Source organism: Humibacter ginsengiterrae, from assembly GCF_054780115.1.
The window spans coordinates 116784-141177 of sequence record NZ_BAAGWY010000002.1 but is presented as its reverse complement, the minus strand read 5'-3'; the positions used below and the strand labels follow the sequence as shown (position 1 = coordinate 141177).

Genomic DNA, 24394 nt, shown 5'->3' with positions numbered 1-24394 from the left:
TCGCCAGAACGGGTCAGCCGATCGCGTGAGAGGCTCAGCCGATGGCACCGCCGGCGAGAGTCTCCTCCTCGATCTCCGACTCGTTCGCGGCTTCCTCGATGTACTCCTCGATCTTCTTGGTCGGCAGCGTGATCGTGACGGCCACCACGTAGATCACCGCGGCGATCACCGCGTTGATCAGGAACACCCAGAAGAACCCGCCCTTGATGACGGGCGTCGTCGGGTCGAACAGCCAGCTCACCAGGAACATCAGGATGAGCCACGGGATCACCCAGAACACGCTCGCCCTGAAGTCGAACTTGGGCCGGTTCGGACGCCTCCACGCGACCAGTTCGTAGATGATGAGGAACACGTACCCGATGGCGATCGAGATCGCGAGCTTCGAGTTCGTCGCCCAGCCGGCCCAGAACACGATCATGTTCGTGCAATAGAAGGCCAGGAACGGGATGATGTGACCGCCCGGCAGCTTGAACGGCCGCTCATGGTCGGGCAGCTTGCGCCGCATCACGGCCAGCACCAGCGGACCGGTGCCGAACGAGAGCACGGTGGCGCTGGTGATGAAGCCCACCAGCTGCTGCCAGCTCGGGAACGGCAGCAGCAGCACGATGCTCACCAGGAACGAGAGCAGCAGGCTCCAGTACGGAACGCCGTGCTTGTTGTTCGTGGCCAGCCACCGGGGCCCGTTGCCGTTGCGCCCGACGGCGTAGGACACGCGAGAGGTCACCGTGGTGTAGATGAGGCCGGTGTCCAGCGGCGAGATGATCGCGTCGAAGTACAGGATGTACGCCAGCCACCCGAGCCCGGCGATGGTCGCCAGAGCCGCCAGCGGGCCGAAGTCGTTCTTGAACGACAGGCCCATCCATCCGCCCGCGTGCGACAGCGCGGAGGCGGGCACCATCATGGTGAACGCCACCTGCAGCAGCGCGTACAGGATCGCGGTGATGCCGACCGACCCGATCACGGCGAACGGGATGTTGCGCCGCGGGTTCGTCGTCTCACCGGCCAGCTCGATGCCCTGCCGGAAGCCGAGGAACGAGAACGTGATGCCTGCGGTGGCGATGCAGACGAAGATCGCGGCGAATCCCTTAGGAGCGAACCCGTGCGAGCCGAAGTTGCCGATCGCCTGCGACGATGCGGTGGCCAGCGCTGTGATGATGAACACCACGACCACCAGGCAGATCACGAACACCTTCCACCACACGACCACCGTGTTGACCTGGGCGAACAGCCGAACGCCGAAGTAGTTGATCACCGCGAACACGGCCAGCAGGATGATCGCCACCACCATGCCGAGCGGGGTCAGCACGTGAGCGGATGCCCCACTGTCTTTCGCGAGAACCGTGAACGGCGCGTACTGGGTGCCGTAGGTGAGCGCCCCCTCGACCTCGATCGCCGGAACGGCCGCCGAGGCGATCCAGGTGATCCACCCCATCGTGTAGCTGCCGAACGAGCCCCACACCATGTGCGGATACCTGACCACACCACCGGAGATCGGGAACATCGGCCCGAGTTCAGCGTAGCAGAGGGCGATCAGCATGATCATCACCCCGGCGATGAGCCAGGAGAAGATCGCCGCAGGGCCGGCGATCACGGAGGCGTTGAACGCTCCGAACAACCACCCCGACCCGATGATGGAGCCGATCGCCGCGAACAGCAGGCCGATCGGGCCGACATGTCGCTTGAGCTTCACCTCCTCGGTGGGCGGTTTCGGCTGATTCAGTGTGCTCGACATCGTCGTCTCCTCACGTACGGATCCTCACGGATTGCGCATACGGACGCCCGCGCTCACGAGAGAACGCGCCGTCCCGGTTCGGACGTTACTCCTCCGGCGACGCTTTTTTCACGCGCTTGCGCTGAGGCAGCGCACAGGATACGAACAGGCTTCAGAGAACGATGTGCATCGCCCGTGCGGCGTCTGTGATCGAGTTCGACAGCGACGGGTACACCGAGAACGCCCTCGCCACCTGGTCGACGGTGAGCCGGTGCTCCACGGCGAGCGCGACAGGGAGGATGAGTTCGCTCGCCCGCGGCGCCACGATGACGCCGCCGATGACGGTGCCGCTCCCGGTGCGGGCGAACAGCTTGACGAACCCGTCTTTGATGCCCTGCATCTTCGCGCGAGGGTTGGACTTCAACGCCAGCTTGTAGATGTCGCCCTGTGCGATGCCCTCCTCGATCTCGCGCTGATTCCAGCCGACCGTGGCGATCTCGGGCGTGGTGAAGATGTTGGATGCGACGTTCCGCAACTCGATCGGCGTCACCGAGTCGCCCAGCGCGTGGAAGATCGCGGTGCGGCCCTGCATCGACGCGACGGATGCCAGTGGCAGCACGTTCGAGCAGTCCCCCGCCGCGTAGACGCTCGGCATCGAGGTGCGTGCGACCCGGTTGACCCGGATGTGACCGCTCGGGGTGAGCTGGATGCCGGCTTCCTCGAGTCCGATGCCTGCCGTATTCGGGATCGAGCCGACTGCGAGGAGGCAGTGGGAGCCCTCGACGGTGCGGCCGTCGGTGAGTGTGGCGACCACGCCGTTCTCGGTGCGCTCGACGGACTCCGCGCGCGACTTGGAGAGCACGGTCATGCCGTTGCGGCGGAACACCTTCTCGAGCACGGTCGCGGCATCCGCGTCTTCGCCGGGCAGCACGCGGTCGCGGCTGGAGATGAGCGTGACCTTGGCGCCGAGGTAGGTGTAGGCGCTGGCGAACTCGGCGCCGGTGACGCCGGAACCGACCACGATGAGGTGCTCCGGAACGGAGTTCAGCGAGTAGAGCTGGGTCCAGGTGAGGACGCGCTCCCCGTCCGGCATCGCCGACGGAAGCAGTCGCGGGCTGGCGCCCACCGCGATCACCATCGTGTCGGCCTCGACGCGGTCGAAGTCTGTGCCGTTCTCCTTCGAGGTGGAGACGATGACCGCGCCCGGCCCGTCCAGCCGTCCCTCACCGGTGACGATGCGCACGCCGGCGTGCACGAGCTCACTGCGCATGTCCTCGGACTGCTGCCTCGCCAGGCCGAGAAGCCGTTTGTTCACGGCGGAGAGGTTGACCGCGACCTCGGGGCGGATGGGCCGCCCCGTCTCGGTGCGTCCGAAGAACTGCACGCCCAGGTCGGCCGCGTCGCCGATCGCGCGCGTCGCGTCCGCGGTGGCGATCAGGGTCTTCGAGGGCACGACATCCGTCATCACGGCGGCGCCGCCCACGCCGCTGCGCTCGACGAGCGTCACCTCGGCGCCCAGCTGCGCACCGGCGAGCGCCGCCTCGTACCCGCCGGGGCCGCCCCCGAGAACGGCGATACTCTGCTTGCGCTCGAACTCGAAGGCCATGGCATCCATTCTCTCAGACGCCCTGGCGGCGCCCGGACGGATGCGCGCAGGTGAGCGGGTCGCACGGGTCGACCTCCGGCGCTGTTTAGAGTGGTGCAATGGCATCCGAGGACGCAGCTCATCCTTTCGACGACCCGGCGGCCGATCCGTTCGAGATCGCGCGCATCGCGGCCGGGCAGATCGCGGAACGCACCGGCGTCGAGCACCACGACATCGCCCTGACACTGGGCAGCGGCTGGGGCAAAGCCGCCGACCTCGTCGGCGAGACAGTGGCCACGGTGCCGGCGACGGACATCCTCGGGTTCCGTCCGCCGGACGTGCCAGGGCACGTCGGCACGCTGCGGTCGGTGCGGCTGCCGAACGGCAAGCATGCGCTCGTGCTCGGTGCGCGCACGCACTTCTACGAGGACCATGGCGTTCGCTCCGTGGTGCACGGCGTGCGTACGGCGGCCGCGACCGGCGCGAAGACGATCATCCTCACCAACGGCGCGGGCGGCATCAAGCAGACGTGGGGGCCCGGCACTCCGGTGCTGATCAGCGACCACATCAACCTCACGGCATCGTCACCGTTGGAGGGCGCGACCTTCGTCGATCTCACGGATCTCTACTCGAAGCGACTGCGCGACCTCGCCCGCGAGGTGGATGCCTCACTCGAGACGGGCGTGTACGTGCAGTTCCGCGGTCCGCACTACGAGACGCCGGCCGAGGTGCAGATGGCGAAGACCATCGGCGGCCACATCGTGGGCATGTCGACAGCGCTGGAGGCGATCGCGGCGCGGCAGTCCGGCATGGAGGTGCTTGGCATGTCGCTGATCACGAACCTTGCGGCGGGCATCTCCGACCAGCCGCTCAGCCATGCCGAGGTCATCGAGGCCGGTCAGGCAGCTGAGCCGGTGATCAGCGCCCTGCTCGCCCGCATCGTGGAGCGGCTGTGAACGCGGCGGGGCAGAGCGGGGTGGGGCAGAACGCGGCGGCGCGATCTGCGGCGGCGCAGACCACGGCCGCCGTCGACGTCGTCGAGGCGGCGCGCGCCTGGATCGCGGACGATCCGGATGCCGAGACGCGCGCCGAGCTGCAGGCCATCGTGGATGACGCGGCCACCGGGTCGTCCGACGCGCTCGAGGACCTGCACTCGCGGTTCGACACCCGCCTCGCGTTCGGCACGGCCGGCCTCCGCGGTGAGATCGCTGCCGGGCCGAACCGCATGAACCGGGTGCTCGTCGCCCAGGCTGCGGCCGGGCTGGCGGCGTACCTGAACGAGCAGGCATCCGCTTCCGGCGACGACATGCAGCCATCGGTAGTCATCGGCTACGACGGACGCAAGAACTCAGACGTCTTCGCACGCGACACGGCGGAGCTGATGGCGGGCGCCGGCGTTCGCGCGGTGCTGCTCCCCCGTCTGCTGCCCACGCCGGTGCTCGCGTTCGCCGTGCGGCACCTCGGCGCATCCGCCGGTGTCATGGTCACCGCCAGCCACAACCCGGCAAGGGACAACGGCTACAAGGTGTACCTCGGCGGCGCCGACGAGGGCTCGCAGATCGTCCCGCCTGCGGATGCCGACATCGCAGCCTGCATCGACCGGGTGGCACAGGGTCGCGTCTCCGACCTGCCACGATCGGATGCCTACGAGCTAGCCGATGAGTCCCTGGTCGACGCGTATATCGCCGCTACGGCTGCGGTCGCCGGGCCGCCGTCGACGGCCGGATCCGCCTCGTCGCCGTTACGTGTCGTGTACACGGCCATGCACGGCGTCGGATGGTCCACGGCGCGCGCGGTGTTCGAGGCGGCCCATCTTCCTGCGCCCGTCACGGTCGCCGAGCAGGCCGAGCCCGACCCGGACTTCCCCACCGTGTCGTTCCCGAACCCGGAGGAGCCTGGCGCGCTCAACCTGGCGTTCGCTCTCGCCCGCGAGACAGAGGCCGACCTCGTGGTCGCCAATGACCCCGACGCGGACCGGCTCGCCATCGGCATCCCGGACGCATCCGAACAGGGGTACCGGCGGCTGAGCGGCAACGAGGTGGGAACGCTGCTCGGATGGGCCGCCGCGGAACGGGCGCACGCGGCGGGCGTGAACGGCGTGCTGGCGGCATCCATCGTCTCCTCCCCCGCACTGCGTGTAATCGCGGATGCCTACGGCCTGGGCTTCGCGGAGACGCTCACCGGATTCAAGTGGGTCAGCCGCGTTCCGGGGCTCGTCTTCGGCTACGAGGAGGCGCTCGGATACCTCGTGAACCCGGACACCGTGCGCGACAAGGACGGCATCTCGGCTGCCACGGCGGCTATCGCGCTTGCGACGCAACTGCACACGGAGGGAAGGACGATCGCAGGCCGCCTCGACGAGTTCACGCAACGTTTCGGCGCGTACGCGTCCGGCCAGATCTCGATCCGTGTCACCGACCTCGAGCGCATCGGGCGCGTCATGGCCGGTCTGCGCGCCCAGCCACCGGCAGTGCTCGGCGAGGTCGCGGTGTCGCATATCGACGACCTGCGCGACGGATCGGCCGACCTGCCGCCGAGCGATGTGCTGCGCATCGTGCTCGAGGACGGATCGCGCGTCATGGTGCGCCCCAGCGGCACCGAGCCGAAGCTGAAGATCTACATCGACGCGTTCGACGACGCCGCGCCGAACGTGGCCGGCCGCCGATCTGCTGCGCAAGCGCGCGTTGCGACGCTGGGCGCAGCGATACGCACCCTCACCGACCGCGTTTGAGTTCAGGCAACGTTACTGCTGGCTGCCAGTCGGCGAAGTCGGTCGGCATCGCCAGCCAGACGCTCGATAGCGCTGCGCAACGATGTGCTGCGTTCCTCGGCAAGCCCGGTCAAGACCCAGCCGCGGATCAACGCGCTGACCGGTACGCCGAGTTGACCAGCAAGGCGCTCGATGTCGGCGAACTCGGCTTCTGGCAGGCGCACTGACTGCACCACCGAACGACCGCGGCGCTGTCCATGAACCTGATCGGGCAGCGCGAGATCCCGGTTCACCTCGGACTCCGCCTGTACCGCCTCCACATCACCCTTAGCGCTCATCACTCGCCCCTTTCGTACCGGCGCCGATCGGAGCTGTTAGCTGCCCACCCGTTCGCTCCCCAGTAGCCCGCACCATTCTCGCGACGCACAAGGATGACCGTGAGAACTGGGCGTCTGCTGTGCCTATAACCAAGAACGCGAACGCCGCGCCCAGATCGGCTGAGGGATCCGGATCGAACCACACCGCATCGACGTCTGCGAGCGCTTCGTTCGCCTCGGAAACAGTGATCTGGTGACGCTCCCCCCATGTGCTCAGCGCAATGCTGCCAGTGTCTACCGCCTCCACGACTACAAACCTACTACAGCGCGCCCGACCCACCGATGCGCGGCCCTCAGCCGATGGCCTCTTCGAGCTTGCGCTCCAGCTCTGTGACGTCGAAGTAGTTGTCGATCACGACGATGTCCGCGTTCGTGCGCGGGATGCGCTCGACGAGCTCGGGGGACGTGAGGATGACCTGCGCATCCGATCCCGTCGTCGTGAGGCTCGCGACGTCGGACGCGCTGACGTCGGCCGTGAGCCCCAGGCGCTCGAGCGCCCGCTCGGCGTTCACCTTCAGGATCGCGGATGTTCCCACGCCTGCACCGCAGATCGCGACGATCTTCATCAGCCCTTCGCCTTCTTCACCGGGCAGCCCGCTTCACCGGGCAGCGCTGACGTCGCTCGGCAGATCGGATGCACCGATCACCCGCCACACGTCGTCCGCGCTGGATGCGCTGGCCAGCGCAGGAATGGCCTCCGGATCGTTGAACACGTTGGCGAGCTCCGCGACGGAGTGCACGTGGGCATCCGGCGTCTCCACGGCCAAGCCGAGGACCACGCTCACCGGATCGTTGTGCGGATGCCCGAACGTCACCGGAGTCGCGAGCGTGACAACCGAGAGCCCGTCGGCGAGCACATCCGGACCCGGTCGCGCATGCGCGAGCGCGAGGCCAGGAGCGATCACGATGTAGGCGCCGAACTCGTCGATGACCTGGATCATGCGTTCGGTGTAGCTGTCGCGTGTGGCTCCGGAACGACGCAGTGCGTTGCCCGCGAACCGCACGGCGGCGCGCCAATCCGCTGCGTGCACACCGAGGTCGATGGCAGAGTCGGGCAGCGGCGGAAGCGACATGATCACAAGCGTATCGCGACCCTCCGTCAAGGCCCGCCGGGTTTGAGCGTTACGTGCCTGCGAGGACGCTGTGATTTTCTACGCTGCGTCGAATCCGGCGGAGATCGCTTCGGCGATGTCTTCCCGGTCCTCCAGCGGGAGGAACGACGAGCGTGCCGCGTTGAGCTGGAACGTCTCGAGGTCGTCGAGCTCGTAGCCGAAGGCATCCGCCAAGATGGCCAGCTCGCGGCTGAGGGTGGTGTGGCTCATCAGCCGGTTGTCGGTGTTGACGGTCACCCGGAATCCGAGCTGGTACAAGAGGTCGAACGGGTGGTCGATGAGCTCGTCGCCCCACGCAGCGATGGCACCGGTCTGCAGATTGGACGACGGGCTCAGCTCGAGCGCTATCTCGCGGTCCTTCACCCATTGCGACAGCCGCCCGAGCGAGACGTAGATGTTCTCGTCGTCCTGACGTTCGATCGTGATGTCCTCCGCCAGCCGCACGCCGTGCCCGAGTCGCAGCGCCCTACCGTCGATGAGAGCGCTCTGGATGCTCGCCAGCCCGTCCGCCTCGCCCGCGTGCACGGTCGCGGGGAAGTACTGCTCGGCGAGATAGTCGAACGCGACCCGATGATTGCTCGGCGGGAAGCCCGCCTCGGCACCGGCGATATCGAAGCCGACCACCCCTGCGTCGCGGTGCCGCACGGCGAGCTGAGCGATCTCCAGCGCACGATCCGCGTGGCGCATCGCCGTCACGAGCTGACCGACTCGGATGCTCGCACCTGCGCTCCCACCGCTGGCACGCACATCCGCCACGCCCTGCTCCAGGCCGCTCTGCACCGCCTCGACGGCTTGATCGAGGCTGAGGCCACGACCCAGGTGCTGCTCGGGCGCCCAGCGGATCTCGCCGTAGACCACGCCGTCGGCGGCGAGGTCGAGCACGAACTCGCGCGCGACCCGCGCCAACCCGTCACGGGTCTGCATGACGGCGGTCGTGACGTCGAACGTCTTCAGGTACTCCACGAGCGAGCCCGAGTCCGACTGCCCGGTGAACCACTCGCCGAGCGCATCGGCATCCGTCTCCGGAAGGTCAAGGCCGATGTCGTCGGCCAGTTCGATGATGGTCTGCGGCCGCAAGCCTCCGTCGAGGTGATCGTGCAGCGACACCTTGGGGAGGGTCTGCACGTCGACACCGTCGACGACGTGGTGGGCGTTGGGACTGTCCGTGGGGGCGGGCTGTTCGCTCATTGCTCCAGATTATGGGTCGCTGGCATCGCTGGATAGGCGGTCATCCGATCCGCTCGACCACGAGCGGGCCGCGTCGCGGTGCGGCTCGGCCGGGGTCGATGTCCGCGATGTCCCAGGCACCCTCGAGCGCTTCGAGTGCCCGCTCGAAGCGCACCGGGTCGTCCGTGCCGAGTGTGAAGAGCGCGTCGCCTTCCGACACCCGGTCGCCGACCTGCGCGTGCAGGTCGATGCCGGCCGCGTGCAGCACGGGATCCTGCTGCCTGGCGCGTCCTGCGCCCAGCCGCCAGGCGGCGACGCCGAACGCGAGCGCGTCCTGCCGCGCCACGACACCGGACCGCTGCGCCGTGACCGTGTGTGTCTCCCTGGGGTGCGGCAGCGGGGCATCCGGGTCGCCGTCTTGCGCACGGATGAGCGCGCGCCAGGAATCCATGGCCCGGCCCGACTTCAACGCATCCTCGACGTCCGCATCGGGCTGGCCGACCAGGAGCAGCATCTCGCGCGCGAGTGCGAGCGTGAGCTCCACGATGTCTGCAGGTCCCCCGCCGGCAAGCACCTCGACCGACTCGCGCACCTCGTTCGCGTTGCCGATCGCCCTGCCCAGCGGCGCGTTCATGTCGGTGAGCAACGCGGAGGTGGCGACGCCCGCATCCTGTCCCAGTCCGACCATGGTTCGCGCCAGTTCGCGGGCCTTGTCGAGATCACGCATGAACGCACCAGCGCCGAACTTGACGTCGAGCACGAGCGAGCCGGTTCCCTCCGCGATCTTCTTGCTCATGATCGACGAGGCGATGAGGGGGATCGCCTCGACCGTTCCGGTGATGTCGCGCAGCGCGTACAGCTTCTTGTCGGCCGGCGCGAGACCGGCGCCAGCAGCGCAGATCGCGCCGCCGACGTCGCGGAGCTGGGCCATGAGTTCCTCATTGCTGAGGGATGCCCGCCACCCCGAGATGCTCTCCAGCTTGTCGAGCGTGCCGCCGGTGTGCCCGAGGCCACGGCCGGAGAGCTGCGGCACGGCGACGCCGAAGCATGCCACGAGCGGCACCAGCGGAAGCGTGATCTTGTCGCCGACACCGCCCGTGGAGTGCTTGTCCACGGTCGGCTTGCCGAGGTCGGCGAAACTCATCCGCTCGCCGCTGGCGATCATCGCCAGCGTGAGATCGCGGATCTCGCGCCGCGACATCCCGTTCAGCAGCACGGCCATCGCCCATGCAGACATCTGCTCGTCGGCGACGAAGCCGCGCGTGTAGGCATCCACCAGCCAGTCGATCTCGGCGGTGGAGAGCTCGCCGTGATCGCGCTTGGCGCGTATGACGTCGACTGCGTCGAACCGCTCGCTCACTTCTGTACCACCTCTCCGGCATAGCCGTCGAGGCGCTGGCGTCGCGGCGACGGTCCACCGGACCGTCGCTCCAAGCTCCAGCGCGCAGCGTCGAACCGCTCAGCCATGGAACTCCTCGAGGTCCCGGCGACCGAACGCATCCGGGATCACCTCGTCGATCGAGCGGATGCCCGACACGGTCTCCAGAAGCATGCCCGGCACCGAGTGCTCGTACAGCAGCTGACGGCACCGGCCGCACGGCATGATGACCTCACCCTCGCCGTTCACGCACGTGAACGCGACGAGCTGGCCGCCGCCGGTCATGTGCAGCATCGAGACGAGCGAGCACTCCGCGCACAGCGTGAGCCCGTAGCTCGCGTTCTCGACATTGCAGCCGGCGATCACGCGGCCATCCGTGGCGAGTGCCGCGGCCCCCACCGGGAAACGGGAGTACGGAACGTACGCCCTCCTCATGGCTTCTTCGGCCTCGGCGCGCAGCGCGCCCCAGTCGATATCGCCCGAGAAGGGCGTCGTATCGTCACTCATTGCTTGGTCACTCCTCGTGCCTCGTCGCTCACGACTTGATGTAGGGCTTTCCGGATGCCGCCGGCCCGCGCACGTATCCCACGAAGCCCGCGACCGCGAGGATCGTGACCACGTAGGGCAGCATGAGCAGGAACTCGCTCGGCACGGGCGATCCGACCGCCGCGAGCGTGTACTGCAGGTTGCTCGCGAAACCGAATAGCAGGGCGGCGAGGGTGGCGCGGATCGGATCCCAGCGGCCGAAGATGACGGCGGCGAGCGCGATATAGCCCTGGCCTCCCGTCATGTCCTGGCTGAACGAGCCGACCGAGCCGAGCGTGAAGTACGCACCGCCGAGGCCGACGATGGCGCCGGCCAGCGAGACGTTCCAGAACCGGGTGCCCGTCACGTTGATGCCCACCGTGTCGGCGGCCTGCGGATGCTCGCCCACCGACCGCAGACGGAGCCCCCACCTGGTGTGGAACAGGCCGACGTAGACCGCGGCCACCGCGATGTACATCAGGTAAACGATGATCGACTGGTCGAAGAGCACGGGACCGATCACCGGGATCGCGCTCAACCCCGGAATCGGGATGGCCGGCAACAACGGTGGATCGTTCAGGAGGCTCGCATCCTTCGTGAGCACCTGGCTGTAGAAGAAGTTCGTCAGACCGAGCACGAGAACGTTGATGACGACGCCGACGATCACCTGATCGACGTAGTACTTGATCGCAAAGGCCGCGAGCACGAACGATACGAGCACGCCGGCGACGAGCGCCGCGAGCAGACCCAGCCACAGCGAACGGGTCATGCTCGCCACGACCGCTCCGAGGAACGCACCGCCGAGCAGCTGACCCTCGATAGCGATGTTGACGACGCCGCTGCGTTCGGAGATGACCCCGCCGAGCGCGCCGAAGATGTACGGCACGCTCAGGCTGACCGTTCCGAGCAACAGGCTCGTGATCGGCAGCGGCCTGGAGTTGTCACCGGCCGCCCAGGTGAGGAACGAGACCACGAACAAGAAGGAGAAGACCGCGGAGTACCACAACGGCACCCTGGCGAAGCGCACGAGGAGCCACCAGCTCGCAGCCGCCATCACCGCCAGGACGAGAGTGAGGATGACGCACGTCAGCGTGGTGGGAAGCACGAGCTCCGGCAGGCTCGGCGCGATCCGCCCTCCGGCGAACGTGAACGTTGTGTCACCGCCGCGGCGGAAGATCACGAAGAGCACGATCGCGAGCACGGTCACGACTGTGAGGATGATCGGCGTCTTGAAGCTGCGCACGACCTTCTTCTCGAGAACGATCGGAGACGCATCCGGGATCGTGTGGTCGACGGTGGTCGTCACTTCGCTGCCACCTCCTTCGGTGCCAGGGAGGCCGGCGTCGCCGGCGCCTTCTTCTGCGGCGGTCGCCTACCGGGAGTCGGAAGTCGGAAGATGGCACGCACCAGCGGCGGGGCTGCGATGAACAGCACGATGAGCGACTGCACCACGAGCACGATGTCGATCGGGATGCCGTTGGCGGCCTGCATAAGGAACCCGCCCGCCTTGAACGCGCCGAACAGCACGCCGGCGATGAAGATGCCGAGGGGACGGGAACGACCGAGCAGCGCGACGGTGATGGCGTCGAAACCGATACCGGCGTCGATGGATGATCCGAAGCCACCGCTGGTCGTGCCCAGCACCTGGTCGACGGCGGCGAGTCCCACGAGGCCTCCGCCGATGACCATCGACCAGACGATGGCGGCGTTCACGCTGATTCCGGCGACCCTGGCCGCGTTCGGATTCTCGCCGACTGCGCGGAACTTGAATCCGAGGCTGGATCGCTCGAGCAGCCACCAGACGACGACGGTCGCTGCGATGGCGATCACGAAGCCCCAGTGCAGTTGGTATTGCGGGCCGAACAGCGGCGGGAGCACCGCGTTCGGCAGGATCGCGGGCGACTTCGGATTGTTCGATCCATACGCCTGCAGCGCGCCGGGCGTGCGCAGAAGGTAGGAGATGAGGTAGAACGCGATCCAGTTGAGCATGATCGTGACGATCACCTCGTGCGCCCCGGTGCGTGCCTTGAGCACACCGGCTATCGCAGCCCAGAACGCTCCGCCGACGAAGCCGGCGGCGATCGCGACGATCAGGTGCAGCACCGGGGGCAGCTGGAACGACCAGCCGATCCACCCGCAGAACGCCGCGGCGATCAGCATCTGGCCCTGGCCGCCGATGTTGAAGATGCCGGTACGGAACCCGAGCCCGACGCCGAGCCCCGCGACGATGAGCGGCGTCGCGTAGGTGAGCGTGTCCATGAACGGACGGATGCCCGCCGCGAACGTCGGCCGCCCGAAGTTGTAGATCGCTCCCTGGAAGAGCGAGGTGTAGGCGCCGGAGACGACGTTCCAGATCGCCTGGAAGGTGTCGCCCGGACGGGCGAAGAAGTAGCCGGCGGCCTTCTGCACTCCCGGATCGGTGACCGCGATCAGGATGGCCCCGACGATGAGGGCGAGCACGACGGCAAGAATCGAGATGACGACGCTTCCCCCGACGATCTGTCGCAGCGCGTCGTTCCACCGGTTCGGCTGCTGGTCGTCGGGCGCAACCCGCGCACCCGTCTCGAGTGCGACATCCGCTCTGCCCGCGGCGTCCGCCGCGTTCTGGTCGCTCACGCGGCCTCTCCTCTCGACCCGGCGTCGTCGCTCGCGTCGTCCAGATCGCGCGGCGCGGGCGGAGGCTCGTGCGGAGCATCCGGATGCTCGCCCGCCATCATGATGCCGAGCGTCTCACGATCGGTCCCGGCAGGGACGATGCCCACGATGCCACCCCGGTACATGACCGCGATCCGGTCGGCGAGGGCGTCGACCTCGTCGAGTTCGGTGGAGACGACGATGACCGGGATGCCGGAGTCGCGAGCCTCCACGATGCGCTTGTGCACGAATTCGATCGATCCCACGTCGAGACCTCTGGTCGGTTGCGCGGCGACGAGCAGACGCAGGTCGCGGCTCAGTTCGCGAGCGAGCACCACCTTCTGCTGGTTGCCGCCGGACAACGTGCCGACCGGCGTATCGATGCCCTGCGCCCGCACGTCGAACTCACGCACCTTCTCGGCGGCGAACCTGGCGCGGTAGCCGAGCTGGAGCCCGCCGCCCTTGACGAACGGCGCGGAGTCGGAACGGTCGAGCATGAGGTTCTCGGCGATCGAGAACCCGCCGACCAGGCCGTCCTCGTTGCGGTCCTCTGGCACGAAGCCGACGCCGGCCTCCAGCACCTTGCGTACGCCCTCTCCGCTGATCTTCTTGCCGTCCAGCACGATCTCGCCCTCGACGTGTTCCTGCAGTCCGAGCAGCGCCTCGGTCAACTCGGTCTGGCCGTTGCCCTGCACACCCGCGATGGCGAGTATCTCGCCGGCGCGCACCTCGAAGTCGACGTCGTTGACCACGAGCTGGCCGAGATGGTCGACGACCGTGAGGCCGCGAACCTGCAGAGCGGCCGCGCCCGGCTTCGCCGCCTCCTTCTGCACCTTCAGCTCCACGGTCCGGCCGACCATGAGCGAGGCGAGCTCCGCGTTGCTCGCGGCCGGGGATGCCTCGCCCACCACCTTGCCGAGCCGCACGACCGTGATGCGGTCGGCGACCTCGCGCACTTCGCGGAGCTTGTGGGTGATGAAGACGATGGCGGTGCCCGCGTCTCTCAGCTGCCTCATGATGGCCATGAGCTCGTCGGTCTCCTGCGGAGTCAGCACCGCAGTCGGCTCATCGAAGACCAGCACCTTCGCGTCACGGGAGAGCGCTTTGATGATCTCCACACGCTGCTGCACGCCGACCGGCAGGTTCTCGATGAGCGCGTCCGGGTCGACGTCGAAACCGAACCGCGACGAGATCTCCTGCACGCGCGTGCGAGCATCCTTGTGGTTGAGGAAGCCGGCGAAACCGGTGCTCTCGTTGCCCAGCATCACGTTCTCGGCGACGGTGAACACCGGGATGAGCATGAAGTGCTGGTGCACCATGCCGATGCCGGCCTTCATCGCGTCGCCCGGTCCGTCGAAGTGCTGCACGACGTCGTCCAGGAGGATCTCGCCCTCGTCGGCCTGCAGCAGACCGTAGAGCACGTTCATCAACGTGGACTTGCCCGCGCCGTTCTCGCCGAGGATGCAGTGGATCTCACCCGGCTCGACGGTGAGCGAGATGTGATCGTTGGCGGTGAGGGAGCCGAATCGCTTCGTGATGCCGCGAAGTTCGAGCTTCATGGGGTCAATCTACCTTTCGGGGGTCGCTCCGTTGCGACCGCAAGAACGGCGCTCCCTCAGTCCTGGGGTGCGACGTAAGCGCCGGGAGGGCCTCGTTATCGAGGCCCTCCCGGCCTGGTTGACGAAGGTGCCGATCAGGACTTCGGCGACGCCGGCGAGGTGACCTTGATCGAACCATCGATGATGCCGGACTTGATCTTGTCGAGTTCGGACTTCAGGTTCGGGTCGACCTTCGACGCGAAATCGTGGAACGGTGCGAGGCCAACGCCGTCGTTCTTCAGGGTTCCGACGTAAGGAGCGTTCGAGAACTTGCCGGCGGCGGCCTGCTCGATCACGGCGGACGTCGACGGCTTGATGCCCTTCATGACCGAGGTCAGCAGGATCGAGCGCACGCTCGGGTCGGTGTTGTAGACATCCGCGTCGACGCCCAGCATGGCAATGCTCTTGCCAGAGCTGTTCGCCTCGTCGATCGCCTGTGCGGCCGACTGATAGATCGGACCACCGACCGGCAGGATCACGTCGGCGTTCTGGTCGATGATGCCCTGCGCGACCTGCTTCGCCGTGTCGTTGGCGTCGAATCCACCGGTGAAGGAGCCCTTCTGACTGTCGACGTTCCAGCCGACGACCTGGACGTTCTTGCCCTTCTGCTGGTTGAAGTATTTGACCCCGTCGACGAAGCCGTCCATGAAGATGGTCACGGTCGGGATCTGCATGCCGCCGAACGTGCCGACGACTCCGGTCTTGGAGTAGCTGGCCGCAGCGTAGCCGCCGAGGAATGCCGCCTGCGCCGTGTTGAAGATGATCGACTTCACGTTCGGGGCGGTGAACTCGTTGTCGTCGATGATCGCGAAGTCGGTGCTGGTGTTTGCCGCAGCCGCCTTCTTCGTGGCATCGGAGAGGTTGAAGCCGACGGTGATGATCAGGTTGCAGTTCTGGTCGATCATGCTGTTGATGTTCGGCGCATAGTCGCTGGCGGTCTTCGACTCCGCCTTCTTGTACGTGGTGCCGAGCTTCTTGGCGGTGTCGACCAGTCCCTCGTAGCCGAGCTGGTTGAACGAGTGGTCGTTGAACCCGCCGTTGTCCGAGACCATGCAAGGCAGGAACTTGGATGCCGCCTTCGTCGTGCTGCTCGACGACGGCGCCTGACCGCAGCCGGCCAGGAGCGCGAGCGCGCTGGCTGCGGCGAGTCCCGCGAGCGCTACCTTGCGTACTTTGAATGTCACGTTGTCCTCCACGTAGAAGAAGATGCGCGTGCGCGCGAGACGCCGCCCAAGCGACGTTACTCAACGTTACGAACGCCTTGGATTCCGGTATGGAGTTCCTGCCGCCGCCGTTATCATCTTGTTTCTTTTGAGCAGCGACAGCCAATCTGATGCTCAAAAGTGCACGCAGTGCCGGCTACAAGACCTCGGTCGAACCGGTCAGGCGCAGCGCCTCCACCACCGATTTCACGCGCTGCGCGTTCTCGCTGGTCGTCACCAGCAAGGCATCCGGGGTGTCGACGACGACCACGTTCTGGATGCCGATCAGACTGATCACGCGGCCGGTCTGGCTGACGACGATGCCGCTGGAGGCATCCGAGAGAACACGGGCGTTCTCACCGAGGATGGCCAGGTCGGTCGCCCGGCCGCCGCTGTTCAGCTTGGCGAGGGAGGCGAAGTCGCCCACGTCGTCCCACGCGAAGTGACCGGGGATGACGGCCAGCTTGCCCGCCGCGGCGGCAGGTTCTGCAACCGAGTAGTCGATCGCGATCTTCTTCAAGCCGGGCCAGATGCGGTCGACGGCCGGTCCGCGCGTGGCCGGGTCGTCCCAGGCCTCGGCCAGCTCGAGCAATCCCGCCAGGAGTTCCGGCTGCGATGAGCCGATCTGATCGAGCAGCGCCGACGCCTTCGCGATGAACATGCTCGCGTTCCAGAGGTAGTCGCCGCTCTTCAGGTACTTCGTGGCCGTCTTCAGGTTCGGCTTCTCGACGAACGAGATCACCTGCCGGGCCGATGTGGCGCCCTCGATCTTGAGCGGCTCGCCGACGTGGATGTAGCCGAAGCCGATCGCCGGTTCGGTCGGCGTGATGCCGATGGTGGTGATGTATCCGGCGCGGGCCGACTTGACCGCCTCGATGACGGCAGCCCGGAACAGCGGCTCGTTGCCGATCACGTGGTCGGCGGCGAACGAGCCGATGATCACGCCGGGCTCCCGCCGCTCAAGGATGGCCGCGGCGAGCCCGATGGCCGCGGTGTTCTCACGCGGCTCGCTCTCCAGCACGATGTTCGCGTCGGCGAGCGCGGGGATCTGCCCCTCGACCGCGGCGCGGTGCGCTCGGCCGGTGACGACCATGACCCGCTGTGCGCCGCTCAACGGCGCGAGCCGGTCCCACGTGGCTCGCAGCAACGTCGAGCCCGAACCCGTGAGGTCGTGCAGGAACTTCGGCGCGTCGGCGCGGGACAGCGGCCAGAGCCGAGACCCGACACCGCCGGCGGGAATGATGCAGTAGAAGTCCTGCAGGGGCAGCGCGCTCATGCCTCTCAGGATAGGTGTGCGGCGGAGCTGTCAGCTGAGCAGGTCCGCTGCCGCCTCCACGAATCGGATGTGATCGTCGACCGAATCGGACGGCGCGATCACCCGCAGCACGACCTCATCGACCGCGTCCCGGTAGCGACCGATGCGATCACCGAAGGTGTAGGCGTCCAGCACGGTGTCCTGCGCACGGATGCCCAACCGTTCGAAGTTCGCCGCGTACGCCGGATATCCGGCGTATCGACCGGCTTCCTCAGCCAGGCGGTCATCGGCCGACGCATCGAGGGCGGTGCGCACATAGAGCGCGACGCGGCATCCGGATGCTCCGTTCGCCGCGGCGGACGACCGTGCGGTCGACGCCTGCTCGGCCGCGACCTCGGGCGTCAGCCAGCTCAGCAGGACGCCGTCGCCCCGCTCCGCTCCGAGCCGTCGCATCTTCGGCCCGAGGGCACCGACCAGCACGGGAGCCCGGGTTCCCTCGTGGAGTTCGGCGACCGCGGTTTCCACCAGGAAGAGCGCGCCGTTCCGCGCCGCGCCGGCGCCGATCCCGAGCACCAGTCGATCCTCGGGGAGCTGCAGCCGCTTCACCGCGCCGACGACCTCGTCGGGATGCCTGCGGTCGACCGGGATGACGCCGGTTGCGAGCGTGAGCCGGCTCGTGGGATCCGCTGCCGCCGCCAGCGCTGCCAGCGAGTCGCCGCCGGGGGTGTCGTTCACCCAGAGCGACCGGAAGCCGCAGCGTTCGACGACCGGTGCGAGCCGCGCAAGCGCCTCGGGACCGAGCGCGCCGGCGATGCCGATGGAGACATCCGCAAGAGCCATGTCCCCATTGTGCCGACGGTGCCGCCGTTCCAGCGCTTGAGTCCCTCCGGTTCAAGTCGCGAAGTCGGTCGTTATGAGCGCTTATAACGACCGACTTCGCGACTTGAACCCGTCGGGTCGGCGCTGACCGCGGTGGTCGGTGGATAACCCGGGTGGGCGAGCAGGCATTCGGCCATGGTGGAGCGATGAGGACCCGAGGCGCGCTTCCAGACGGCATCGCGGCGGAGTTCAGCGTCGCGCAGGCGGTGCATGCCGGAGCGTCCCTCAGGCGCCTGCGCGGGTCGGACCTGTCACGGCCGTTCTACGGAGTACGGAGTCTGATTCAGGACGACCCACAGGAGGAGGAACTCGACCCTTATGCCTTGCAGAGGCGAGCACGGCTCGCTCGTGCCAGGCAGTACCTGCCGCTCATGCGGCCACGACACTTCTTCAGCCACCAGACCGCCGCGTCGGCTTACGGCGCTCCCCTGCCGTTGGTCTTCACCGAGTTCGGCGACCCTGCCGACGGCTGCGACCTCGACCTCCATGTCAGCGTGCTCGGCTCGGGTCCGGTGCCACGGACGCAGGGAATCGTGCGCCACCGCGCTGAGCCGAAGATGGCGACCATGCGCGAAGTGGACGGTCTGCCGGTTTCATCACCGGCGACCACATGGGCGAGCCTCGGCACTCTCGGCCTCCGAGACCTCATCGCCCTCGGGGACTACTTCTGCCGGGTCTGGCGCCCGGGGATCGGGCGACCGGACGTGGGCAAGGCACCGCTGACGACACTCGACCAGCTCCGGGCAGCGGCTGCAGCCGGACGTCGCAGAGGCGCTGCGAACCTCAGGGAGGCGCTCACGTTCATACGCCTCGACTCCTGGTCGCCCCGGGAGTCGGCGGTGCGCTTCGAACTCGTTCGCGCCGGTCTGCCCGAGCCGGAACTGAACGTGGACGTCTTTGATGCGTCCGGAAGGTTCCTCGGCTGCGTCGACATGGTCTACCGGGAGAAGAAGGTCGCCATCGAGTACCTCGGGATGCTGCATGGAGCATCCTGGGCGCGCGACGTCGAGCGCCTCGCAGCGTTGCGCGCCGCCGGCTGGGAGGTCATCGAGGTGACGGCACCGCTCCTGGCGAAGCCCGCCGAACTCGTGGACCGGGTGCGCCGCGCGCTGGCGCGTTGACCGAACCACGCTTCCCGGTTCAAGTCGCGAAGTCGGTCGTTATGAGCGCTCATAGCGACCGACTTCGCGACTTGAATGGCCAGATGCGCCGGCGGCGGCGGTCTGGGCTGCGTGCCACCGGGGATGCTGGGAAAGTGTCTCGACGTCGAGACAGTTAGGCTGGCCTTAGGAGCGAGGCGGCGGACGCGGGACGTAAACTGACTGCGCGCCGGATCCGCGGGCATCCATGCCGCGAGAAGCGCTCACAAGCTACCTACCAGGGAGGGTTGTCCGTGTCGGCAGAAACGGCAGACACTCTCGAGCCGACCACTCATCGGCCCGGGGGAACGCTGTATCGGGGTCGGGAAGGCATGTGGTCGTGGGTGCTGCACCGCATCACCGGCGTGGCCATCTTCTTCTTCCTGCTGGTGCACATCCTCGACTCGGTCGTGCTCAACATCAGCCCCCAGGCCTACAACGCCGTCATCGGCACGTACAAGAACCCGATCATGGGCCTCGGTGAGACCGCGCTCGTCGCGGCGATCGCGTTCCACGCGCTGAACGGCATCCGGATCATCCTGATCGACTTCTGGAGCAAGGGCGCCAAGTACCAGCGGTTCATGTTCTGGACCGTCATCGTGCTGTGGGTCATCCTCATGATCGGCTTCGTGCCCGTTCAGCTGCACAACGTCTTCACCGAGGGGGCCGCGTCGTGACCACCATCGAGGCTCCCCGCTCCCCGTCCCGTCCCGTGCGCTCGAAGGGCGTGAACTGGGAGAAATGGGGATGGGTGTACATGCGCGTCTCGGGCGTGCTGCTCGTCGTGCTCATCTTCGGGCACCTCATCGTCAACCTCGTGCTCGGTCAGGGGATCAAGGCGGTCGACTTCGCGTTCGTCGCCGGCAAGTGGGCCGACCCGTTCTGGCAGGTCTGGGACGGCCTGATGCTGTGGCTGGCGCTCATCCACGGCGGCAACGGCATGCGCACGCTCGTCAACGACTACGCGCGCGGCAAGACCGTGAACCGCACGCTGAAGGTGCTGATCCTGCTCGCGGTCATCGTTCTGATCGTGCTGGGCACGTACACGGTGACGGTCTTCAACCCGTGCCCGAGCGGCACGCCCGCGCACCTGCTGCCGCAGTTCTGCTCGACCATCACCAAGTAAGCCCGCGACGGCGCAAGAGAACCGAAAGCTACGGACATCCACGTGACTGAACAGATCGCAGACGGAGCCGTGATCGACGGCGTGCACTACCACCAGTTCGACATCGTCATCGTCGGCGCCGGAGGCGGAGGCATGCGCGCGGCCATCGAGGCCGGGCCGCACGCGAAGACGGCCGTCATCTCCAAGCTCTACCCCACCCGGTCGCACACCGGTGCTGCGCAGGGCGGCATGGCCGCCGCGCTGTCGAACGTGGAGGAAGACAACTGGGAGTGGCACACCTACGACACCGTCAAGGGCGGTGACTACCTCGTCGATCAGGATGCCGCCGAGATCCTCGCGAAGGAGGCCATCGACGCGGTCATCGACCTCGAGAACATGGGTCTGCCCTTCAACCGCACGCCCGAAGGCAAGATCGACCAGCGTCGCTTCGGCGGCCACACCCGCGACCACGGCAAGGCCGCCGTACGCCGCGCGTGCTACGCCGCAGACCGCACCGGGCACATGATCCTGCAGACGCTGTTCCAGAACTGCGTCAGGCTCGGCATCAACTTCTTCAACGAGTTCTACGTGCTCGACCTCGTCATGAACGAGGTCGACGGCAAGCGCCGTCCGGCCGGTGTCGTCGCGTACGAGCTCGCCACCGGCGAGCTGCACGTGTTCCAGTCGAAGGCCGTGATCTTCGCGACCGGTGGTTTCGGCAAGATCTACAAGACGACATCCAACGCGCACACGCTCACCGGCGACGGCGTCGGCATCATCTGGCGCAAGCGGCTGCCGCTGGAAGACATGGAGTTCTTCCAGTTCCACCCGACTGGGCTGTACGGTCTGGGCATCCTGCTCACCGAGGGCGCTCGTGGCGAGGGCGCGATCCTTCGCAACGCCTCTGGCGAGCGGTTCATGGAGCGGTACGCCCCCACCATCAAAGACCTCGCGCCGCGCGACATCGTCGCCCGGAGCATGGTGCAGGAGGTGCTCGAGGGCCGAGGCGCCGGGCCGCACAAGGACTACGTGCTGCTGGACTGCACGCACCTCGGTGCCGAGGTGCTGGAGACGAAGCTGCCCGACATCACCGAGTTCGCCCGCACCTACCTGGGCGTGGACCCGGTCGTCGAGCCGGTTCCCGTGATGCCGACCGCGCACTACGCGATGGGCGGCATCCCGACCAACAACAACGCCGAGGTGCTCGCCGACAACACCACGGTGGTGCCGGGTCTGTACGCCGCCGGCGAATGTGCGTGCGTGTCTGTGCACGGATCGAACCGCCTCGGCACGAACTCGCTGCTGGACATCAACGTGTTCGGAAAGCGCAGCGGCCGCAACGCGGTCGAGTACGTGAAGACGGCCGACTTCGTTCCGCTTCCGGATGACCCGGCCGCCGACGTGCGGAACATGCTCGAGGGCCTGCGGAACTCCAGCGGGACCGAGCGCATCGGAGCCATCCGCAAGGAGCTCCAGGACCAGATGGACCGCAACGCGCAGGTCTTCCGTACCGACGAGACCCTGGCCGCGGTGACCGAGACCATCCACGCCCTCCGCGAGCGCTACCGGAACGTGCAGGTGCAAGACAAGGGCAAACGGTTCAACACCGACCTGCTCGAGGCCGTGGAGCTCGGATTCCTGCTCGACCTCGCCGAGGTCGTCGTGTTCTCGGCGCGCAACCGCAAGGAGAGCCGCGGCGGTCACATGCGCGACGACTTCCCGAAGCGCGACGACGAGAACTACATGAAGCACACCATGGCCTACCTCACCGGCGACCCGCACTCGTCGAACGCGGCAGACCACATCAAGCTCGACTGGAAACCCGTCGTCGTGACGCGCTACCAGCCGATGGAGAGGAAGTACTGATGTCCACCGCCGTGGCCGACGCCTCGACCGACGCGCCCGAGAAGGCACAGGCATCCGACTCGTCCGACGCAATCAAGTCGTTCATCGTGACGCTGATCGTGCGGCGCTTCGACCCTGATGTGGACACCGAGCCGCACTGGCAGGACTTCGACGTCGAGGTGTATCCGACCGACCGCGTGCTCGACGCGCTGCACAAGATCAAGTGGGAGCAGGACGGCTCGCTCACGTTCCGTCGCTCCTGCGCGCACGGTGTGTGCGGGTCGGATGCCATGCGCATCAACGGCCGCAACCGGCTCGCCTGCAAGACCCTGATCAAAGACCTCGACGTTCAGAAACCGATCTACGTCGAGGCCATCAAGGGACTCCCGCTGGAGAAGGACCTCGTCGTCGACATGGAGCCGTTCTTCGCTTCCTACCGCGAGGTGCAGCCGTTCCTGCAGGCCAACTCGGCTCCGCCGGAGGGCAAGGAGCGCATCCAGTCCGTCGCCGACCGGGCGCGCTTCGACGACACCACGAAGTGCATCCTCTGCGCGGCGTGCACGTCGTCGTGCCCGGTGTTCTGGACCGACGGGCAGTACTTCGGTCCGGCCGCGATCGTGAACGCACACCGCTTCATCTTCGACTCGCGCGACGACGCCGCGCAGGTGCGCCTGGACATCCTCAACGACAAGGAAGGCGTGTGGCGCTGCCGCACGACCTTCAACTGCACGGATGCCTGCCCCCGCGGTATCCAGGTGACGCAGGCGATCGCCGAGGTGAAGCAGGCGATCATGCGCGGGAAGCGCTGAGCGGCAGCCCGCAGTACCAGAAACTCAGTACCAGAAACTCAGTACCAGAAACTCAGCGTGGGCGCCTCGTCGGCGCGGAATGCCGCATCGAAGCGCTGGGCCGCGCCCGGTGTGAGCTCGGTCACGCGTCCGGCACGGGCGAGCGTCGAGGTGCGCCACGCGCCGAGGTAGAGCGCAGAGAGCGTCGCGACATCCATGCTGAGGTCGGGTGCGGCATCCGTCTGCTCGACGGCCGCCGAGCCGTCGGCCTGCACATCGACACGGTACGTGCCGGACGCGAAGCCGAGGCGGTCCTCGATGCGGAGGGTCAGCCATCCTGGCCGGCCGTAACGTCGTGCCTCGAGCGCGGTCTTCACGTCGAGGACACGCAGCCAGTGGTGGTCGCGGAGCACGACGGTCGCGGCCCGCTGGTCGCGGATCATCCACAGCACCGGCTCGTCAGCGGTTGCGACCTCGTTGTTGACCGTGCCGACGAGGTCGAGTTCGAGGAGGAAGCGCCAGAGCGCCGCGTACGCCTCGTCGGTCGCCGCACGCAGGTAGCGGATGTCGACCGTGTGGTTCGCGAAGTCGCTGCTGTCCGCCTTGAGCGAGTACACGACGAAGCCCTGCGGCACACCGTGCTCGTCGTCGTAGCGCACCGCTCGCAGCGAAGCGCTCTTCTTGTCGCGGTCGCCCAGGACTCCGGCACGCTGGCCCCAGATGAAGTCGTCGAGCGTCATCTCGCCCGGGGTCTTCAGCCGGGCGCGCTCGAAGACGTCGCGGCAGGTGTCGGCGATCGTCTGCAACGACACGAACGCGAGCCGGCCGGCGGATGCCTGCCGATGCGCCCACCCTGCACGCCGCGTGTCGATCGTGAGGTCGGCCGTCTGCGTGGCCGGCCCGAATCCGTAGCGCTCATAGATGGTCGCCTCCGACACCGTGAGCGAGGCCATCGGAACTCCGGCCGCCGCCGCGGTGCGCAGTTCTCCCTCGAGCATCGCGCGGGCGACGCCGCGGCGGCGATGCGTCGGGGCAACGGTGACGGAGCTGACCGCCCAGGAAGGCAGCACCGCGCCGCCGGGCACCGTGAGATCGCCGACCCACGTGGAGACCGTCGCGACCGGAACGTCAGACTCCGGGATGCCGTCGTCCCACACGCCCACGATGCGGCGGTACGCCGTGTGCCGCACGTGCTCGTCGACCGTCTCCGGCTCCGGGCGACGGTCGTGGAACCCTCGGTAGTCGGCCTCGTCCCACGCGGCGAGCGCGGCGCGGTCACTGCCGTCGACGAGTCCGAGACGAAGGCCCTCGGCGCGCAATGCGTCAGCGGAGGTGCGGTCGAGGGGCTGTTGCTTGGCGTCCATCGATCCAGACTATGGGCGCG

The 24394-nt window shown here is 67.4% G+C and carries 22 protein-coding genes; 7 read left to right on the top strand and 15 right to left on the bottom strand.

What is annotated here, in order from left to right; all coding sequences use genetic code 11:
• Positions 1-34 precede the first annotated feature (34 nt).
• Both ACYVII_RS03170 and ACYVII_RS03165 read right to left on the bottom strand, forming a co-directional pair.
• Positions 35-1732, bottom strand: coding sequence for an APC family permease (locus ACYVII_RS03170; protein ID WP_460530874.1), 1698 nt, complete (start codon positions 1730-1732; stop codon positions 35-37).
• Between the two features lie 151 nt (positions 1733-1883).
• Complete coding sequence (locus tag ACYVII_RS03165; RefSeq protein WP_460530871.1) at positions 1884-3317, bottom strand: NAD(P)H-quinone dehydrogenase; 1434 nt, start codon at positions 3315-3317, stop codon at positions 1884-1886.
• A gap of 98 nt (positions 3318-3415) precedes the next feature.
• On the opposite strand from ACYVII_RS03165, the gene ACYVII_RS03160 reads away from it, so the two are divergent.
• Together ACYVII_RS03160 and ACYVII_RS03155 are read left to right on the top strand one after the other, a co-directional pair.
• Positions 3416-4252 (top strand): purine-nucleoside phosphorylase, encoded by an 837-nt coding sequence (locus tag ACYVII_RS03160; RefSeq protein ID WP_460530868.1) that lies wholly within the window; start codon positions 3416-3418, stop codon positions 4250-4252.
• Positions 4253-4272: 20 nt separating this feature from the next.
• The gene (locus ACYVII_RS03155; RefSeq protein ID WP_460531841.1) at positions 4273-6027 is read left to right on the top strand and encodes a phospho-sugar mutase; all 1755 of its coding nucleotides are present in this window, start codon (positions 4273-4275) and stop codon (positions 6025-6027) included.
• A gap of 2 nt (positions 6028-6029) precedes the next feature.
• Here the strand turns inward: ACYVII_RS03155 and ACYVII_RS03150 are convergent, their stop codons facing one another.
• The 12 genes from ACYVII_RS03150 to ACYVII_RS03095 form a co-directional block, all read right to left on the bottom strand.
• Complete coding sequence (locus tag ACYVII_RS03150; RefSeq protein ID WP_460530865.1) at positions 6030-6344, bottom strand: hypothetical protein; 315 nt, start codon at positions 6342-6344, stop codon at positions 6030-6032.
• Positions 6345-6676: 332 nt separating this feature from the next.
• Positions 6677-6949, bottom strand: coding sequence for a PTS sugar transporter subunit IIB (locus ACYVII_RS03145; RefSeq protein WP_460530863.1), 273 nt, complete (start codon positions 6947-6949; stop codon positions 6677-6679).
• Positions 6950-6982: 33 nt separating this feature from the next.
• Positions 6983-7456 carry a PTS sugar transporter subunit IIA gene (locus tag ACYVII_RS03140; protein ID WP_460530860.1) on the bottom strand — a complete coding sequence of 158 codons (474 nt, stop codon included), beginning with the start codon at positions 7454-7456 and terminating at the stop codon, positions 6983-6985.
• A gap of 78 nt (positions 7457-7534) precedes the next feature.
• The gene (locus tag ACYVII_RS03135; protein ID WP_460530857.1) at positions 7535-8683 is read right to left on the bottom strand and encodes an adenosine deaminase family protein; all 1149 of its coding nucleotides are present in this window, start codon (positions 8681-8683) and stop codon (positions 7535-7537) included.
• A gap of 40 nt (positions 8684-8723) precedes the next feature.
• Positions 8724-10022, bottom strand: a complete 1299-nt coding sequence (locus ACYVII_RS03130) for a thymidine phosphorylase (RefSeq protein WP_460530854.1) — start codon at positions 10020-10022, stop codon at positions 8724-8726.
• 99 nt (positions 10023-10121) lie between these two features.
• Positions 10122-10547, bottom strand: coding sequence for a cytidine deaminase (locus ACYVII_RS03125; protein ID WP_460530851.1), 426 nt, complete (start codon positions 10545-10547; stop codon positions 10122-10124).
• Between the two features lie 28 nt (positions 10548-10575).
• Complete coding sequence (locus ACYVII_RS03120; protein ID WP_460530848.1) at positions 10576-11871, bottom strand: ABC transporter permease; 1296 nt, start codon at positions 11869-11871, stop codon at positions 10576-10578.
• A complete protein-coding gene (locus ACYVII_RS03115) occupies positions 11868-13181 on the bottom strand; it encodes an ABC transporter permease (protein ID WP_460530845.1) in 1314 nt (437 codons plus the stop codon). The genes ACYVII_RS03120 and ACYVII_RS03115 overlap by 4 nt, the downstream gene beginning before the upstream one ends.
• Positions 13178-14758, bottom strand: coding sequence for an ABC transporter ATP-binding protein (locus ACYVII_RS03110; protein ID WP_460530842.1), 1581 nt, complete (start codon positions 14756-14758; stop codon positions 13178-13180). Before ACYVII_RS03110 ends, ACYVII_RS03115 begins: the two co-directional genes overlap by 4 nt.
• Before the next feature lie 134 nt (positions 14759-14892).
• Complete coding sequence (locus tag ACYVII_RS03105) at positions 14893-15981, bottom strand: BMP family lipoprotein (RefSeq protein ID WP_460530839.1); 1089 nt, start codon at positions 15979-15981, stop codon at positions 14893-14895.
• Positions 15982-16156: 175 nt separating this feature from the next.
• Entirely contained in the window at positions 16157-17275 is a 1119-nt protein-coding gene (locus ACYVII_RS03100) for a mannose-1-phosphate guanylyltransferase (protein WP_460530836.1), read from the bottom strand.
• A gap of 30 nt (positions 17276-17305) precedes the next feature.
• Positions 17306-18094 (bottom strand): LLM class oxidoreductase, encoded by a 789-nt coding sequence (locus ACYVII_RS03095; RefSeq protein WP_460530833.1) that lies wholly within the window; start codon positions 18092-18094, stop codon positions 17306-17308.
• Positions 18095-18279: 185 nt separating this feature from the next.
• Here ACYVII_RS03095 and ACYVII_RS03090 point away from each other — a divergent pair, with 185 nt between their 5' ends.
• The 5 genes from ACYVII_RS03090 to ACYVII_RS03070 all read left to right on the top strand — a co-directional run bounded on the left by ACYVII_RS03090 (position 18280) and on the right by ACYVII_RS03070 (position 23031).
• The gene (locus ACYVII_RS03090; protein ID WP_460530829.1) at positions 18280-19254 is read left to right on the top strand and encodes an endonuclease domain-containing protein; all 975 of its coding nucleotides are present in this window, start codon (positions 18280-18282) and stop codon (positions 19252-19254) included.
• Between the two features lie 272 nt (positions 19255-19526).
• Positions 19527-19949 (top strand): succinate dehydrogenase, cytochrome b556 subunit, encoded by a 423-nt coding sequence (sdhC, locus tag ACYVII_RS03085; protein WP_460530826.1) that lies wholly within the window; start codon positions 19527-19529, stop codon positions 19947-19949.
• The gene (locus ACYVII_RS03080) at positions 19946-20398 is read left to right on the top strand and encodes a succinate dehydrogenase hydrophobic membrane anchor subunit (RefSeq protein ID WP_460530823.1); all 453 of its coding nucleotides are present in this window, start codon (positions 19946-19948) and stop codon (positions 20396-20398) included. The genes sdhC and ACYVII_RS03080 overlap by 4 nt, the downstream gene beginning before the upstream one ends.
• 42 nt (positions 20399-20440) lie before the next feature.
• Positions 20441-22243, top strand: coding sequence for a succinate dehydrogenase flavoprotein subunit (gene sdhA, locus ACYVII_RS03075; protein ID WP_460530820.1), 1803 nt, complete (start codon positions 20441-20443; stop codon positions 22241-22243).
• The gene (locus ACYVII_RS03070; RefSeq protein WP_460530817.1) at positions 22243-23031 is read left to right on the top strand and encodes a succinate dehydrogenase iron-sulfur subunit; all 789 of its coding nucleotides are present in this window, start codon (positions 22243-22245) and stop codon (positions 23029-23031) included. Before sdhA ends, ACYVII_RS03070 begins: the two co-directional genes overlap by 1 nt.
• Before the next feature lie 38 nt (positions 23032-23069).
• Here ACYVII_RS03070 and ACYVII_RS03065 read toward each other — a convergent pair whose 3' ends face one another.
• The gene (locus ACYVII_RS03065; RefSeq protein WP_460530814.1) at positions 23070-24374 is read right to left on the bottom strand and encodes a putative GNAT family N-acetyltransferase; all 1305 of its coding nucleotides are present in this window, start codon (positions 24372-24374) and stop codon (positions 23070-23072) included.
• Between the last annotated feature and the right edge of the window lie 20 nt (positions 24375-24394).